This window comes from Roseateles sp. AC306 (assembly GCF_979253795.1).
Map to the genome: position 1 here is coordinate 186910 of NZ_CEEDEB010000006.1, position 15915 is coordinate 202824.

Genomic DNA, 15915 nt, shown 5'->3' on the forward strand with positions numbered 1-15915 from the left:
AGCCCCGCCTGGCCGGCCCCTGCGCGGGGCTACTTATTGGTGCAGGCGCCTGCCCCCAGTTTCCGTTTCACATGTCTCTGCGCGTCCACAGCTCCCTCAGTCGCACCCTCGAAGACTTCAAGCCGCTCGTGGCGGGCCAGGTGCGCATGTACGTGTGCGGCATCACCGTCTACGACCTGTGCCACATGGGGCACTTGCGCATGAACATGGCGTTCGACGTCATCTATCGCTGGCTGCGTGCCATTGGTTACGACGTTACCTATGTGCGCAACATCACCGACATCGACGACAAGATCATCAGGCGTGCGGTGGAGCGCGGCATCACCATCCGCCAGCTCACCGAAGAGATGACGGCCGCGATGCACGAGGACTTCGCTGCTGTCGGTCTGCTGCGCCCGGACCACGAACCGCGCGCGACCGATTACGTGCCGCAGATGCTGTCGCTCATCGAGCGCCTGGAAGAGCGCGGTCTGGCCTATCGGGCCGAAGGCGGCGACGTGAACTACGCGGTGCGCAAGTTCGACGGCTACGGCAAGCTCAGCGGCAAAAGTGTGGACGACCTGCGCGCCGGCGAGCGCGTGGCCGTGGACGACGGCAAGCTGGACCCGCTGGACTTCGTGCTCTGGAAGGCCGCCAAGGCCGAGGAGCCGGCCGACGCCAAGTGGGCCGCGCCCTTCGGCGAGGGCCGCCCGGGCTGGCACATCGAGTGCTCGGCCATGAGCTGCGCGCTGCTCGGCGAAAGCTTCGACATCCACGGCGGCGGCTCCGATCTGCAGTTCCCGCACCATGAGAACGAGATCGCGCAGAGCGAGGGCGCTGGTTATAGCTTCGCGCGCTACTGGCTGCACAACGGCTTCCTGAACGTCGATGGCGAGAAGATGTCCAAGAGCCTGGGCAACTTCTTCACCATCCGCGACGTGCTGCAGAAGTTCGACGGCGAGACGCTGCGCTTCTTCATGCTGCGCACGCATTACCGCCGGCCCTTCAACTTCAGCGACACGCATCTGGAAGACGCCCGTGCGGCCCTGACCAGGCTCTACACCGCGTTGGACGCCGTGCCGCCCGCTGACGTCGCCATCGACTGGAGCGAGCCGATCGCCGCCGCTTTCAAGACGGCGATGGACGAGGATTTCGGCACGCCCGGCGCCTTGGCCGTGCTGTTCGACCTCGTCAACGAAGTCAATCGCGACCGCTCGCCGCAAAAGGCCGGCCTGCTCAAGGCGCTGGCCGGCGTGCTGGGCGTGCTGCAGCAGGAACCGCGCGCTTATCTGCAGGGTGGCTCGGGTGGCGACGAGGCGGCCTGGATCGTCGAGCGCATCGCCGCTCGCGCCGCAGCCAAGGCGGCGCGCGACTTTGCTGGCGCCGACGCCATCCGCGCCGAACTCACGGCGAAGGGGATCATGCTGAAGGACGGCGCAGACGGCACGACCTGGGTCAAGAGCTGATGGCGCCCGAAGTGATCCCGTCCTATTGGGACGAGGCCTGCAGGCACCTGGCCAAGCGTGACCGGGTCATGAAGAAGCTCATCCCGCAGTTTGGCGAGGCCAGGCTGCAAGGCCACGGTGACGCTTTTTCGACGCTGGCCCGCTCCATCATCGGCCAACAGATCTCGATCAAGGCGGCGCAGTCGGTCTGGAACCGTTGGCTTGCCCTGATGCCCAAGCTCCAGCCGGCGGCGGTGCTGGCGCTGGATGTGGAATCGCAGCGCGCGGCCGGCCTGTCGGCCCGCAAGGTCGACTACCTGCGCGACCTGGCCGAGCACTTCAATGCCGGCAGCGTGCACGTGCGCCAGTGGGCGCAGATGGACGACGAGGCAATCATCGAAGAGCTGGTCGCCATCCGCGGCATTGGCCGCTGGACGGCCGAGATGTTCCTGATCTTTCACCTGATGCGCCCCAACGTCATGCCGCTGGACGACGTCGGCCTGTTGAAGGGCATCGGCCTCAACTACTTTTCCGGCGAGCCCGTCTCCCGCGCCGAAGCGCGCGAGGTCGGCGACGCCTGGGCACCCTACCGCTCGGTGGCGGTTTGGTACATTTGGCGCAGCCTGGATCCCCTACCGGTGGACACCTGATGAGCAAAAAACATTTCCTTGAATTCGAGCAGCCGATCGCGGAACTCGAGACGAAGATCGAAGAGCTGCGTTACGTGCAAAGCGAGTCGGCCGTCGACATCTCGGAAGAGATCGACCGCCTCTCCAAGAAGAGCCAGCAGCTCACGAAAGAGGTCTACGCGAGCGTGGCCCCGTGGCAGGTCTATCAGATCGCCCGCCACCCGCAGCGGCCGCAGACGCTGGACTACTGTGCGGACGTCTTCACCGAGTTCCAGGAACTGCACGGTGACCGGCACTTCGCAGACGACGCAGCCATCGTCGGCGGCATCGCGCGTTTCAACGGCCAGGCCTGCATGGTCATCGGCCATCAGCGCGGCAGCGACGCCAAGGAGCGCACGCTGCGCAACTTCGGCATGCCGCGCCCCGAGGGTTATCGCAAGGCGCTGCGCCTGCTGAAGCTGGCCGAGAAGTTCGGCCTGCCGGTCTTCACCTTCATCGACACCATGGGCGCCTATCCCGGCATCGGCGCCGAGGAGCGCAGCCAGAGCGAGGCCATCGGCCGCAACATCTTCGAGATGGCGCAGTTGGAAGTGCCCATCATCGCCACCGTCATCGGCGAGGGCGGCTCGGGCGGCGCGCTGGCCATCGGCGTGGCCGACCAGGTGCTGATGCTGCAGTTTTCGGCCTATTCCGTCATCTCGCCCGAGGGCTGCGCCTCCATCCTGTGGAAGAGCAGCGAGCGCGCCTCCGAGGCGGCCGATGCGCTGGGTATCACGGCCCATCGCCTGAAGGCCATGGGTCTCATCGACAAGATCGTCAGTGAGCCCGTCGGCGGCGCTCACCGCGACGCAAAGCAGATGGCGTCCAACCTGAAGCGCGCGCTCTCCGACGCGCTGCGCCAGGTCAGCGACCTCAAGACCCGCGAGTTGGTCGACCGCCGCTACGAGCGCATCCAGGCCTATGGCCGTTTCAGCGACACCAAGGCTCGCTGAATCTGACGTTGTCGCGGTCGCCTTCAGCGGCGGCCTCGACTCCACTGCGCTGCTGCACGTTGCTACCCGGTCGGGTGCGCACGTGGTTGCCCTCCATGTCCACCATGGCCTGCAGCCGCAGGCCGATGCATGGGCGGCGCATTGCGAGGGTGTTGCGCGCGAGTTCGGCGCCGGCTTCACCTGCACGCGCCTGAGCGGCGCGCCTGGTCGTGGCGACAGCATCGAGGCCTGGGCCCGCGAAGGTCGGCATCGGGCGCTGCACGACATGGCCGTTGCGGCGGGCGCCGACCTGCTGCTGCTGGCCCACCATCGCCGCGACCAGGCCGAGACCTTTCTGCTGCAGGCGATGCGAGGCGCCGGCACGGCTGGGCTTGCCGGCATGCCGCAGGCGCAATGGCGCGACGGTATCTGCTGGGCTCGGCCCTGGCTGGAGCAACCGCGCGAGCTGATCCAGGCCTATGCCGAGCAGCATGGCCTGCGCTGGATCGAAGACCCGAGCAACGGCGACACGCGCTTTGCCCGCAACCGGCTGCGGCAGACGGTGTGGCCGGCCTTCCCGAATGCCGAGGCGGGTCTCGCGCGGGCCGCGCGCTGGGCTCAGCAGGCCGAGGCACTGGCTGCCGAGGTCGCTGCGGACGATCTGGCCAGGCTGGGGACGCCTGATCGCCTCGACCTTGGCGGCTTGGCCGCGCTGTCGCACGCCCGCGCCAGCAATGCGCTGCGGGCCTGGCTGGCGCCGCACACCGCCGCGCCGGCCAGCCTCGTCGAGCGCCTGCTGACCGAATGGCGGCCCGGTGCAACGCTGTCGTGGCCTGCGCTGGGCGGGGTGCTGCATGCCTATCGCGATGGGCTGTATTGGGCGCGCGAGGCGGTCGAGCCGCCGCTGCCGTCCACTGTTGACCTGAGCCGCCCCGGCCTGCATTCGCAGCCCGGCTGGCAGGGCGGCTGGCTCGTCGAGCCAACTTCACCGGGTATTGCACCCGCGCGTCTGACTGCGTTGCTTCAGCGTGGCCGCGCCGGCGCCGAGCAGTTCCAGCGTGCACCGGCCTCCCTGCCGCGCAGCCTCAAGAAGGCCTGCCAGGAAGCGGGCCTGCCGTTCTGGCGACGGAGCGGGCCGCTGCTTTTGGACGCAGAAGGCTGCCTCATCGCGGTTGCCGGACTCGGCATGGACGCCCGTGCCTTCGCCGATCAAGATGAGCCGCAGCTGGCTTTAAGCTGGCTGGACGACTCCGCCTTGCCTCAGCGCGAAGGCCCGGCCGACACAGCCGCATAAAATCGGGGGTTTGCGAGCGTGCCGTCCCGGCCGCTCACCTTAAGCCTTCGCTCAAACACATGGCTCTGATCGTCCACAAGTACGGCGGCACCTCAATGGGGTCCACCGAGCGCATCCGCAACGTCGCCAAGCGCGTCGCCAAATGGGCGCGCGCCGGCCACCAGATGGTGGTCGTGCCCTCGGCGATGAGCGGTGAGACCAACCGCCTGCTCGGCCTGGCCAAGGAACTGTCGCCCGGCAAGCACACGCAGGCCCTGGCGCGCGAGCTGGACGCGATTGCCGCCACCGGCGAGCAGGTCTCGGTCGGTCTGCTGGCCATCGCACTGCAGGCCGAGGGGCTGGAAGCGGTCAGCTACGCCGGCTGGCAGGTGGCCGTGGCGACCGACTCTTCCTTCACCAAAGCGCGCATCGAGAGCATCGACGACAAGCGCGTGCGCGCCGATCTGGCTGCGGGCAAGGTCGTCGTCATCACGGGCTTCCAGGGCATCGACCCGGAAGGCCATGTCACGACGTTGGGCCGCGGCGGCTCCGACACCTCGGCCGTGGCCATTGCCGCGGCGATGAAGGCGGCGGAATGCCTGATCTACACCGACGTGGACGGCGTCTACACGACCGACCCGCGGGTGGTGCCCGACGCGCGTCGCCTGAGCACCATCACCTTCGAGGAAATGCTGGAGATGGCCTCGCTGGGCTCCAAGATCCTGCAGATCCGCTCGGTGGAGTTTGCCGGCAAGTACCGCGTGCCGCTGCGCGTGCTGTCCAGCTTCACGCCGTGGGACATCGACATCAATGAAGAGGCCGCCTCCGGCACGCTGATCACTTTCGAAGAGGACGAAAACATGGAACAAGCCGTCGTTTCGGGCATTGCCTTCAACCGTGACGAGGCCAAGGTGACGCTGCTCGGCGTGCCCGACAAGCCCGGCATCGCCTTCCAGATCCTGGGTCCCGTGGCCGAGGCCAACATCGACATCGACGTCATCATCCAGAACGTCTCCCACGACGGCAAGACCGACTTCTCCTTCACCGTGCATCGCAACGACTACGCGCGCACGATGGAACTGCTGCAGAACACGGTCGGCCCGGCCACCAACGCCAGCAAGGTCATGGGCGACCCCAAGATCTGCAAGGTTTCCATCGTCGGCATCGGCATGCGCTCGCATGTCGGCGTCGCAGCCAAGATGTTCCGCGCGCTGAGCGAGGAGGGCATCAACATCCAGATGATCTCCACGAGCGAAATCAAGACCAGCGTCGTCATTGACGAGAAGTACATGGAGTTGGCCGTGCGCGCGCTGCACAAGGCCTTCGACCTGGACCAGGACGCTGCGACAGCCTGATTTCCGGAAAGGCACGCGCCTCCTGGTATAGAATTCGTGGCTGTGCTGGAGACGTGACCGAGTGGCCGAAGGTGCTCCCCTGCTAAGGGAGTATTTGCGCTAAAACGCGAATCGAGGGTTCGAATCCCTCCGTCTCCTCCAAGGATCTACCCCAAGTGATTGACTCACTTGGGGTTTTTTCTTTTCTGGCCCTCCGTTTCTATTTCGCCCACTGTCTCAACCCCAAAAGAGAACGTCACGTTCGATTGCGTTCAAGTGTGAGACTGCCTTCGCAATCGCCGCTCCCGCTGGGCGGTTCGGCGGATGTGAGGGGGCGAGCAGGACCTCGAACAAGAACACGCCGCCCTCCATGTGACGTCGACGGCAGCATCCGCCCGGTCGCGCTCGATCCGGCGCAGGTCGGCAAGCGTCAGGCGTAGCGGGTCGCCCGGCCTTCGCGCACAAAGGCCCAGAGCTGCACCCCCAGGCTCTGCGCCGTCGAAATCGCCAGGCTGCTGGGTGCCGACATGCAGGCCAGCAGACCCGCGCCGGCCATGGCCGTCTTGTGCACCAGCTCGAAGCTCGCGCGGCTGGACATCAGCACGAAGCCGTCGCAAACGTCCGCATCCTGGCGGGCGAGGGCGCCGGTCAGCTTGTCCAGCGCGTTATGCCGGCCGATGTCTTCACGCGCCAGCAGCAGCTCGCCGCTGGTTGAGCACCAGGCCGCGCCGTGCAGGCCGCCGCAGCGTGCGTTCAATGGCTGGGCGGCAGGCAGGGCGGCCAGCGCGCGGTCCAGCGCACCCGACTCGAGCTTTGGCGCCGTGACGATGCCGGGCCGCCGGCTGACCAGCTCGGCCAGGCTCTCGACGCCGCACAGGCCGCAACCCGTGCGCCCGGCCAGCGTGCGGCGGCGGGCTTTCAGTCGCTGCTCGCAGGCGGCCGTCACGGTCAGCGCCAGCTCCAAGCCGTCCGCCTGCGGGGTGGCCTCGACGTCCAGCAATTCCTGCCGCGCGGTGAACCAGCCCTCGCTCAGGCCGAAGCCGAGCGCGAAGTCGGCCAGATCGGCCGGCGTTGCCAGCATGACGGCCTGCGAGATGCCATTGACGGTCAGCGCCACAGGCACTTCGACGGCGACCTCTTCGTCTGCGCTGGCGCCGTGCGGACGCAGGCTGATCAGGGGCTGCATGGAACCGTCCTTCAAGGCGGCAGCAGGGCCGTGTGGCTGGGCGCCGCCATCCCGATGTGGGCCCACAGCTCTTCCGGCGGCAGCAGCGTCAGCATGCGGTGGCTGGAGCCCTCGGCGCCACGCACCAGCCGCGCCCGCGTGCCGGGGCTGGGCAGGGCTTGCGCCGCCGGAATGGTGAACACCGGACCCAGCTCGTCCACGCGCACGGCCAGGCCCTGGCCGCGCTCGTTGCGGCAGATGATGACCGGGCCGTCTGGCGTGTCCGCGGCGCGGCCGTAGAGGGCCAGGTTCAGGTCCAGCACCGGCAGCATGCGGCCCTCGTGCTGCAGCATGCCGACGACGGCTCGCGGTGCGTTGGGAATGGCCGTCAGGCGCGGCTGTTCGACGGCCTCGACGAGGTGGCCCGCAGGCAGGCCCAGCCACTGGCCGGCCACGCTGAAGGCGGCAATGTCCAGGCTCTCTGCGGCGGCCTGGGCGGGCGGTGGCGCAAAGCCTGTCTCGCTGGCGGCGGCCTGCGCCGGCATGCGCGGGCCCAGTGGCAGCAGCAGCACGGCGGCCACGTCCTCGGGCGACGCGGCCTGGCCCTGGCGGTACTCGCGGTAGCCCTGGGACATGGCGAGGCCGGCGGCGTAGACCATGCCGTCGATCTCCAGCTCCGTGCGCAGCGTGCTGCCAGCGGCCAGGCCGGCCAGCATGGCGGCCGGCACCGGCGCCGTCGTGCCCGCAGGCCAGCGCACGTCGGAGCTGGCCACCACGCGGCCGTCGCGGGCGACGAACAGGCCCGCAGCTTGGCTGCCAGCCGTGTCGGGCAAGGCGTCTGCGAGCATGGCGGCGAACTGCGGCGCGCCGTCGAAGACGATGGCGATGCCGCCGACGACCTGGCCTTCGTGCTGAAGCGAGGTTGCGTAGACATAGGTGGGTTGCGCCGTCTCGTACAGCGCGCTGGCTTCGTGCCGCGACACGACAAAGCGCTCGGTGTCACGCAGCGACAGCGCGGCACTCACCCAGCCGGCCTCCAGCCGCTGCCCGACATGGCCTGTCTGGCCCGGGTCCGACACCGCGACGACGCGGCCCTGGGGGTCGAAGACCAACAGCAGCGAGTAGACGGTGTAGAGCCCGTTGATGTGCTGCAGCACCTGCTGGGCCTCGGCTGCGGCGGCCTGTGCCTGCGCTGTTCCCTGGGCGGCCAGCGCACGCTGCAGGCGCACGTCCAGCGCCCACCAGCGACAGTCGTTGGCTCGCTCGTAGAGGTTGCGGTCCATGATGTCGATGGCCAGCCGGGCCTGGAAGAGCGCGCCGTCGAAGACGGCTTCCAGCGCGTGGCTCTGCAGCTGGTCGATGGCCTGTTCGAACACCTGGCGCAGCTGGCCGCCAGTGCGCTGCACCTCGTTGAGCAGCGTCGTCGCGAAGCCCGCGCCGGCCAGGTCGCCGTTGGCCTGCGCATGGCTGCGCAGCTTGCCGTTCCACAGCGTGCGCGACAGGTTGCGCTGGATGCGCCGGGCCTCCAGCGGGATGCCCTGCAGCTCTGCGTCGAAGAGCTGGCGGGTGTCCAGCGTGGCGCCCAGGCGGCGCAGCTCGTCCCCGGCGCCGTGGTCCTCGCCGGCCTCGAAGGCCCATTCCAGCGGCGTCAGCACGCAGGCCTGCCAGCCCGGCGGGCCCATGTATCCCTCGTAGCCGCTGGCGCCGGCGCTGGCGCAGAGGTAGTCGCGGCCGGCGAAGACGAGGCGCTCGCCCTTCTGCTGCAGTCGTGCGCCGGGCGGGACCTGCCAGGCGTCGGAGCTCTGCAGCACGCGCTGATCGGCGTCCAGCAGGCAGATGACCGAGCGCTCATCGGCGCCGGAAAGCAGCTGGCGGAACACGGCCGCCATCTCGTCCTCCAGCCGGAAGGACAGGCACAGCAGGCCGATCACTTCGTTCGACCCGCCGGGCGTACGCAGCGCGCGGGCGTAGATCAGGCCGGGGCGGCCGCCCAGCAGCGCGGTGGCGCCGTGGCGCTCGAAGTAGGGCGCACCGCAGGCCAGCGCCTCGGCGACCCAGGGTTCGTGGCAGGCGGCCTGCGAGCCGCTCCCGTCGCGCCGCGCCAGCACCTCGCCGCGCGGCGACAGCAGGATGACGTCGTCGTACACCGAGTACTTGGCGGTGTAGGCCGCAAAGCGGGCCTGCAGCGCAGCGCGACTGGCGGCGTGATTGGGGTGTTGGTCATCCAGCGCGGCATGAGCGCACAGCGGCCCGTCCACGGCGAGGAAGCCGACATCGGCTGTGCGCTCGAACAGGTTGCGCACGAGGATGTCGATGGCGACGCGGGCTTTGCCGTCCATGCGCTGCAGCGCGTGGCTGCGCAGGCGCCGGGCCAGGCTGTCCAGCAGCGTGGCGGTGAGATTCTGGAAGGCGGTGCGGGTGTGGGCGATGTCGGTGGCCGTGCCGCTCATCTGGCCGAGCAGGGCCAGGCTGTCCCACACGCCCTGCAGGCGCAGCAGCGCCTCGCGGTGCTCGTCCACGAGGGCCATGCGCCGCAGATAGGGCAACACCTCGGGGCTGAAGGGAAGGCCCTTGTGCCAGACCTTGTTCATTGCAGGCGGTTCCTTCGCATGGGGTTGAGGTGGGTCGGCGGCAGCATGCAACAGAGCCGCCCGCTGACCGGCGGCATGACGACAGCGTGCGCGGAAGTCGTCACACAAATGCGCCGCGCGAGTCGCTCATTCTGGTGCGCGATGATCGTCGTCCTTTTCGTCTGACGCCATCACCCGCCGTGTATCTGCCCAAGCACTTCGCCTCGTCCGACCTGGCCCATGCGCAGCACCTCATCGCCGAGCATCCATTGGCGCTGCTGATCGGGCCTGACGCCACCGGCGACAGTTTCGGCAGCCACCTGCCGCTGGTCGCGGTGCCCGGCGGTGACGGCCTCGTGCTGGAAGGCCACATGGCGCGCGCCAACCCCCACTGGGCCTGGCTGTCGCAGCAGCAGCGCCTGCTGGCCGTCTTCAGCGGCCCGAGCGCCTACGTGAGCCCCAGCCACTACGACAGCCTGCAGAACGTGCCGACCTGGAACTACGCGGCCCTGCATGCTTACGGTGAGATCGAGCTGATTGACGGCGCCGCCGACAAGGACGCGCTGCTCAAGCGCCTCATTGGTCGCTTCGAGCCCGAGTACGCCGAGCAGTGGCGTGGCCTGAAGGAGGACTATCAGCACAAGCTGCTCGGCGCCATCGTCGGCTTTCGCATTCGCGTGACGCGCTGGGAACTCAAGCTCAAGCTGAGCCAGAACCGCGCGGCCGTGGAGCGCGAGCGCATCCGAGCGGCGCTGGCAGCGTCAGAGCGAGCCGAGGACCGCGCCACGGCTGAGTGGATGGCACGGCTGGCGCCCTGAAAGCCCCCCCGCGAGCCGAGGCGGCGCCCCCTGAGCCGTCGGCGGCCACCTGGGGATATTCACTACTGGTACGCGCGGTTTCATTGAGAGGGCAGCGCTACCCTCCCGCTCCCATCGTCACGACGAAACCCTGCATGAACCCGACCTCCCGCTTGCCCGCCACCTTCAAACGCGCCACGGCTGTGGCTGCCGCGCTGGCATTGGCCGGCGGCAGCACGCTGCTGACGACGCTGCCGGCACAGGCCGAGACGCCTTCAGCGCCCAAGGCCGTGGCCACCACCGCAACGGCCATGAAGGGCCCCTTGTGGGGCCATGAACTGGCGCAGCGCGCACCCGACCCGGCCGTGCGCTTTGGCCGCTTGCCCAACGGCCTGCGTTACGCCATCCAGCACAACGAAACGCCGAAGGACGGCGTGGCGCTGCGCATGCGCATCGGCGCTGGCTCGCTGCAGGAACGCGACGACGAGCAGGGGCTGGCGCACTTCCTCGAGCACATGGTCTTCCGCGGCAGTGCCAACGTGAAGGACGGTGAGGTGGTGCGCATGCTGGAGCGCCAGGGCCTGGCCTTCGGCCCGGACACCAATGCATTCACGGCCGCCGACCAGACCCTCTACCACTTCAACTTTCCCAAGGCCGATGCGGCCGCGCTGGACACGGGGCTGATGCTGTTCCGCGAGATCGGCGACCGCCTCAAGCTCGATGCGCAGCTCGTCGAGCAGGAGAAGGGCGTGATCCTGTCGGAGGAGCGCGTGCGCGATGTGCCCGGCATGCGCGCCTATGTCGCGCAGCAGCAGCTGGCTATGGCCGGCACACGCGCCGCGGAGCGGCTGCCCATCGGCAATGTGAAGGGCATCCAGACCGCCAGCGCCGAGAAGCTGCGCCGCTACTACACAGCCAACTATCGGCCGGACAACGCGACCATCATCGTCGTCGGCAATGTCGATGTGGACGCGGTGGAGCGCCAGATCCGCGAACGCTTCGCCGACTGGAAAAGCGCTGGCCAGCCCGACGCGCCGGACCTGCGCGCGCCCAAGCCAACGATGCTCGCCGCCGAGTTCGTGGCCGATGGCGTGCCGGACATGCTGTCGCTGACCTGGCTGCTGCCGCCCGACAACCGCCCGGGCACGCTGGCCGCCTCGCGTGAGCAGCTTGTGCAGCAGCTCGGCGTGGCCGTGCTCAACATTCGTCTGGCCGACCGCGGCCTGCAGCCGGGCAGCCCGTTCATCAATGCGCAGGGCGGGTTACAGCCGACGGTCTACAAGGTGACGGGCCAGGCCAAGCTGGACGTGCTGGCCCCGCCCGAGCGCTGGCCTGCGGCCCTGGACGCGGTGACGGAGGTGCTGCGCCAGTTGCTGGCCGAGGGCGCCACGCCGGCCGACCTGCAGCGCCTGCTGCCGCTGATGCGCAACCACTTCCAGGCTCTCGCCGCGCAGGCCGCGACGCGGCAGCACGCGGCGATCGCCGACGCGATCCTGAACTCGGTCAATGGCGACACGCTGCATGTCAGCCCGGCGCAGATGCTCGCCGAGGCGGAGCCGATCTTTGCTGCCGTGACGCCCGACGAGCTGACGGCCGCGCTGCGCCGCAGCTACGCCGGCCAGCCGCTGCTGTTCCGCAGCGCCAAGGCCGGCCCGGTCGGCGCGCCGGCGCTGGAGCAGCAGCTGGCGCAGTCCCTGTCGCGCCCGCTGGTGGCCCAGGCCGCGGCCACCGTGACCGAATGGCCGTACACCGACTTCGGCGCGGCCAGTGCCATCGTCAGCAAGACGGCGGACGCGGAGCTGGGCACAACGACCGTGGCCTTCGCCAACGGCACGCGGCTGATGGTCAAGCCCACCGCGCAGGAGAAGGACAAGGCCACCGTCCATGTGCGCCTCGGCCAGGGTCGCAGCGGCATGGCGCCGCAGCAGCTGCACGCCGCGTGGGCAATGGAGATCATGCCCTTGGGCGGCACGGGCAAGCGCTCGCTGGCCGAGCTGATGCAGTGGCGCCAGGCCAGCGGCAAGCAGCTGGACGCGACGCTGGTCGTCGACACCTGGAACTTCGTGCTGCAGGGCCAGACGCGCCCGGCCGACCTGACGGCCCAACTGCAGGTGCTGGCCGCCTATGCGCGCGACCCGGGCTTCCGCCCCGAGATGGCGGAGAAGCTGGCCGGCCTGGCCCCCATGTTGGCCAACCAGTTCGAAACACTGCCCGGGCTGGTCTACCAGCGCGAAATGATGCGCGTGATGACGCGTGGCGACGCGCGCCTGGGCAGCGTGCCGAGCGTGGCCGACATCACCGCCACCAAGGCTGAAGACATCCCGGCCGCGCTGCGCGCGCCACTGGCCGGACCGGCGGATGTGGTCATCGTCGGTGACGTGGGCGTGGATGCGGCCATCGCCGCCGTACAGGCCACCTTTGGCGCGGGTGCCGAGCGACCGCGCACGGTGCGCGCGGCGCTGAAGGCCACGCCGCCGGCCGAGGGCAGCGCGCCGCATGTGGCCTACCACCGCGGTCGAGCTGACCAGGCTGTGCTCGGCTGGCAGTGGTCCCTGCCCGACTACTGGGCCGACCCCGCGCTTTCCTACACCGGCAATGTGGCCGCAGCTGTGTTCCAGGCGCGGCTGATGGAGACCGTGCGCGCCAAGCTGGGCATCGCCTATTCACCCCATGTGAACGGCGGCGGTTCGGTGGACGTGCCCGGCCAGGGCGCCTTCACGGCGCAGATCGAAACGCCGCCGGAGAAGTTCGACGCCTTCCGCGATGTGCTGCGCTCGCAGTTGCGCGAACTGGCGGACAAACCCGTCAGCGCCGACGAACTGCAGCGCGCCCGCCAGCCGCTGGTGGAGCGCAGCATCCAGGCGCGGCAGAACAACGGCCACTGGGTCTACTGGCTGCCGCGCGTGCTGGCCGAGCCGCGCACCAAGGCCGCCTTGCTTGGCGAGACGGCCGGCCTTCAGGCCGTGACTGTGGAGCAGGTGCAGGCCTTCTTCCGCGACCGCATCGGTGAGCGCAAGCCTATCGAGGTGGTAGCACGGGCGGCGGAGACCCCGGCCGCCAAGTAGGGGTCAGGTCTCGACGGATTCGCCCAGCGCGCGCCTCAACGCCATCGCGGCGTGCGGTGCGCGCTCCTTGGCGCCGCTGATGAAGTAGACGAAGACGTCGCGCGGCGCCGCGGTTTCAGCGGGCGCCGGGTCGATGCGCGGCAGCCCGTCGGGCTCGCCGCCTGCGGCCCAGGCCTGCGCAGCGGCAGCCAGTGGCGGGAAGACTTCGGGCTTGCAGCCCAGCGGCTCGTCCGAATGCGTGCGCATGATGCGCGTGTAGACGAAGTCGCCCGTGGGCTCGGCGATGGCCGGGTAGTCGTCGGATTCGGTGAACACCGTTGCGGCCTTGTACTTGCGGGCCAGCGCCAGGTACTCGGGCGACTGGAAGCTGTCGTGCCGCACATCCAGCGCGTGGCGCAGCTTGAGTCCGTCCACTTGGTCGGGTAGCAGCTCCAGGAAGGCGGTCAGGTCGGCCGCATCGAACTTGTGCGTCGGCGCCAGCTGCCAGACGATGGGGCCGAGCTTGTCGCCCAGCTCGGCGATGCCGCTGTCGACGAAGCGCTTGATGGAGTCGGCACCATCGGCCAGCACGCGCCGCTGTGTCGCATAGCGAATGGCCTTCAGCGAGAACATGAACCCGTCGGGCACTGTCTCGCGCCACTTGGCGAAGGTGGCCGGCTTCTGCGCGCCGTAATAGGTGCTGTTGATCTCGATGGCCGTCAGGCGCTGGCTGGCGTACTCCAGCTCACGCGCCTGCGGCCAGCCCTTGGGATAGAAGTTGTCGCGCCACGGTTCGAAGTTCCAGCCACCGATGCCGACCCTGATCTTTCCTGCGCTCACGCTGACTCCTGGGAGATGCCGAAGGAGGCCGCAGCCTATCGGCCCATGCCAAGGCAGCGCAAGTGGTCTTACATGCCCGCGTAGTTCGGCCCGCCGCCGCCTTCGGGCGTGACCCAGACGATGTTCTGGGTAGGGTCCTTGATGTCGCAGGTCTTGCAGTGCACGCAGTTCTGCGCGTTGATCTGCAGGCGCTGGTTGCCGCCCTCGCCGGGCACGAATTCGTAGACGCCCGCAGGGCAGTAGCGGCTCTCGGGGCCGGCGTACTTCGCGAGGTTGACCTGCACCGGCACCGCGTCGCTCTTCAGCGTCAGGTGGGCGGGCTGGTTCTCCTCGTGGTTGGTGTTGGAGATGAACACCGAAGAGAGCTTGTCGAAGGTCAGCTTGCCGTCGGGCTTGGGGTAGCTGATCGGCGAAAACTCCGCAGCAGGCCGCAGCGTCTCGTGGTCGCCCTTGTGGTTGTGCAGCGTCCACGGCGGGCTGGCGACACCCAGCTTGGGCAGCAGCCACTGCTCGATGCCGGTCATCAGCTGACCGGTCGTCTTGCCCTTCTTGAACCACAGCTTGAAGTTGCGCGTCTGCTGCAACTCCTCGTTCAGCCAGCTCTTGTCGAAGGCCTCGGGGTAGGCCGTCAGCTCGTCCTGCGCGCGGCCGGCTTCCAGCGCGGGCGCCAGGGCCTCGGCGGCCAGCATGCCGCTCTTGATGGCCGCGTGGCTGCCCTTGATGCGCGCGGCGTTCATGTAGCCGGCGTCGCAGCCCACCAGGCAGCCGCCCGGGAACACGGTCTTGGGCAGGGCCTGGGGCGAGCCGTTGTTGATGGCGCGGGCGCCGTAGCCAATGCGCTTGCCGCCCTCGATGTGGGCGCGGATGGCGGGGTGGGTTTTCCAGCGCTGCATCTCCTCGAAGGGGCTGAGGTAGGGGTTGTCATAGTCCAGGCCGATGACGAAGCCGAGCGTGACCTTGTTGCCTTCCAGGTGGTACAGGAAGCCGCCGCCGAAGGTGTCGCCCTGCATCGGCCAGCCGGCCGTGTGCACCACCTTGCCGGGCTGGGCCTTGTCCGCCGGGATCTCCCACAGCTCCTTGATGCCGATGGCATAGGTCTGCGTGTCCTTGCCCTCGGTCAGCTTGTACTTGGCCAGCAGTTGCTTGCCGAGATGGCCGCGCGCGCCTTCGGCGAACACCGTGTATTTGCCCAGCAGCTCCATGCCGATCTGGAAGTGGTCGGTGGGCTCGCCGTCCTTGCCCAGGCCCAGGTTGCCGGTGGCCACGCCGCGCACGCGGCCCTGCTCGTCGTAGAGCACTTCGGCAGCGGCAAAACCCGGGAAGATCTCGATGCCCAGGTTCTCGGCCTGCTGCGCCAGCCACTTGACGACGTCGGACAGGCTGATGACATAGCAGCCGTCGTTGTGAAAGTTGCGCGGCACCAGCCAGTCGGGTGTGCGCTGGCTGCCGGTCTCGCTGAGGAACAGCACGTCGTCGCCGGCCACGGCCTGGTTCAGCGGCGCGCCGAGTTCCTTCCAGTTGGGGAACAGCTCGGCCATGGCGCGCGGGTCCATGACCGCACCCGACAGGATGTGGGCGCCGGGCTCGGAGCCTTTCTCGAGCACGACGATGTTGGCGTCGGGCTTGATCTGCTTGAGCCGGATGGCCGTGGCCAGGCCGGCGGGGCCGCCGCCGACGACGACCACGTCGTACTCCATGGACTCGCGGGGGCCGAACTGGGCGAGGATTTCTTCGGATGTCATGCCGGGTCTTTCGTCAGCTTTGAATTGCGCGAGATTCTAGAGAGGCTGGATCGCAAATAGAACGGTCGTGCTTTTTTAGGGCCAGGGGCCTAGACCGGTAGGATCGCTGCAACCCATTCGGAAGGC

The 15915-nt window shown here is 68.7% G+C and carries 11 protein-coding genes and 1 tRNA gene; 8 read left to right on the forward strand and 4 right to left on the reverse strand.

Annotation, left to right across the window (positions count from 1 at the left end; all coding sequences use genetic code 11):
- Window positions 1–71 precede the first annotated feature (71 nt).
- The 6 genes from cysS (at window position 72) to AC0IZJ_RS14650 (ending at window position 5793) form a co-directional block, all read left to right on the forward strand.
- Window positions 72–1445 carry a cysteine--tRNA ligase gene (cysS, locus tag AC0IZJ_RS14625; RefSeq protein ID WP_471850955.1) on the forward strand — a complete coding sequence of 458 codons (1374 nt, stop codon included), beginning with the start codon at window positions 72–74 and terminating at the stop codon, window positions 1443–1445.
- A complete protein-coding gene (locus AC0IZJ_RS14630; protein ID WP_471850958.1) occupies window positions 1445–2074 on the forward strand; it encodes a DNA-3-methyladenine glycosylase family protein in 630 nt (209 codons plus the stop codon). The genes cysS and AC0IZJ_RS14630 overlap by 1 nt, the downstream gene beginning before the upstream one ends.
- The gene (locus tag AC0IZJ_RS14635) at window positions 2074–3045 is read left to right on the forward strand and encodes an acetyl-CoA carboxylase carboxyltransferase subunit alpha (RefSeq protein WP_471850961.1); all 972 of its coding nucleotides are present in this window, start codon (window positions 2074–2076) and stop codon (window positions 3043–3045) included. Before AC0IZJ_RS14630 ends, AC0IZJ_RS14635 begins: the two co-directional genes overlap by 1 nt.
- Window positions 3014–4318: a tRNA lysidine(34) synthetase TilS gene (tilS, locus tag AC0IZJ_RS14640; protein WP_471850964.1), complete on the forward strand. Its 1305-nt coding sequence runs from the start codon at window positions 3014–3016 to the stop codon at window positions 4316–4318. The genes AC0IZJ_RS14635 and tilS overlap by 32 nt, the downstream gene beginning before the upstream one ends.
- 59 nt (window positions 4319–4377) lie before the next feature.
- Window positions 4378–5652: an aspartate kinase gene (locus AC0IZJ_RS14645; RefSeq protein WP_471850967.1), complete on the forward strand. Its 1275-nt coding sequence runs from the start codon at window positions 4378–4380 to the stop codon at window positions 5650–5652.
- A 47-nt stretch (window positions 5653–5699) separates the two neighbouring features.
- Window positions 5700–5793 (forward strand) — tRNA-Ser (locus AC0IZJ_RS14650).
- Window positions 5794–6061: 268 nt separating this feature from the next.
- Here AC0IZJ_RS14650 and fdhD read toward each other — a convergent pair.
- Both fdhD and AC0IZJ_RS14660 read right to left on the reverse strand, forming a co-directional pair.
- The gene (fdhD, locus tag AC0IZJ_RS14655) at window positions 6062–6817 is read right to left on the reverse strand and encodes a formate dehydrogenase accessory sulfurtransferase FdhD (protein ID WP_471850970.1); all 756 of its coding nucleotides are present in this window, start codon (window positions 6815–6817) and stop codon (window positions 6062–6064) included.
- Between the two features lie 11 nt (window positions 6818–6828).
- Window positions 6829–9387, reverse strand: coding sequence for a chemotaxis protein CheW (locus tag AC0IZJ_RS14660; protein WP_471850973.1), 2559 nt, complete (start codon window positions 9385–9387; stop codon window positions 6829–6831).
- Window positions 9388–9566: 179 nt separating this feature from the next.
- Here AC0IZJ_RS14660 and AC0IZJ_RS14665 point away from each other — a divergent pair, with 179 nt between their 5' ends.
- Both AC0IZJ_RS14665 and AC0IZJ_RS14670 read left to right on the forward strand, forming a co-directional pair.
- Window positions 9567–10184: an FMN-binding negative transcriptional regulator gene (locus tag AC0IZJ_RS14665; RefSeq protein WP_471850976.1), complete on the forward strand. Its 618-nt coding sequence runs from the start codon at window positions 9567–9569 to the stop codon at window positions 10182–10184.
- A gap of 134 nt (window positions 10185–10318) precedes the next feature.
- Window positions 10319–13228 carry a M16 family metallopeptidase gene (locus AC0IZJ_RS14670; RefSeq protein ID WP_471850979.1) on the forward strand — a complete coding sequence of 970 codons (2910 nt, stop codon included), beginning with the start codon at window positions 10319–10321 and terminating at the stop codon, window positions 13226–13228.
- Between the two features lie 3 nt (window positions 13229–13231).
- Here the strand turns inward: AC0IZJ_RS14670 and AC0IZJ_RS14675 are convergent, their stop codons facing one another.
- Together AC0IZJ_RS14675 and AC0IZJ_RS14680 are read right to left on the reverse strand one after the other, a co-directional pair.
- Entirely contained in the window at window positions 13232–14086 is an 855-nt protein-coding gene (locus tag AC0IZJ_RS14675) for a DUF72 domain-containing protein (protein ID WP_471851189.1), read from the reverse strand.
- A 29-nt stretch (window positions 14087–14115) separates the two neighbouring features.
- Window positions 14116–15789, reverse strand: a complete 1674-nt coding sequence (locus tag AC0IZJ_RS14680; protein WP_471850982.1) for an electron transfer flavoprotein-ubiquinone oxidoreductase — start codon at window positions 15787–15789, stop codon at window positions 14116–14118.
- Between the last annotated feature and the right edge of the window lie 126 nt (window positions 15790–15915).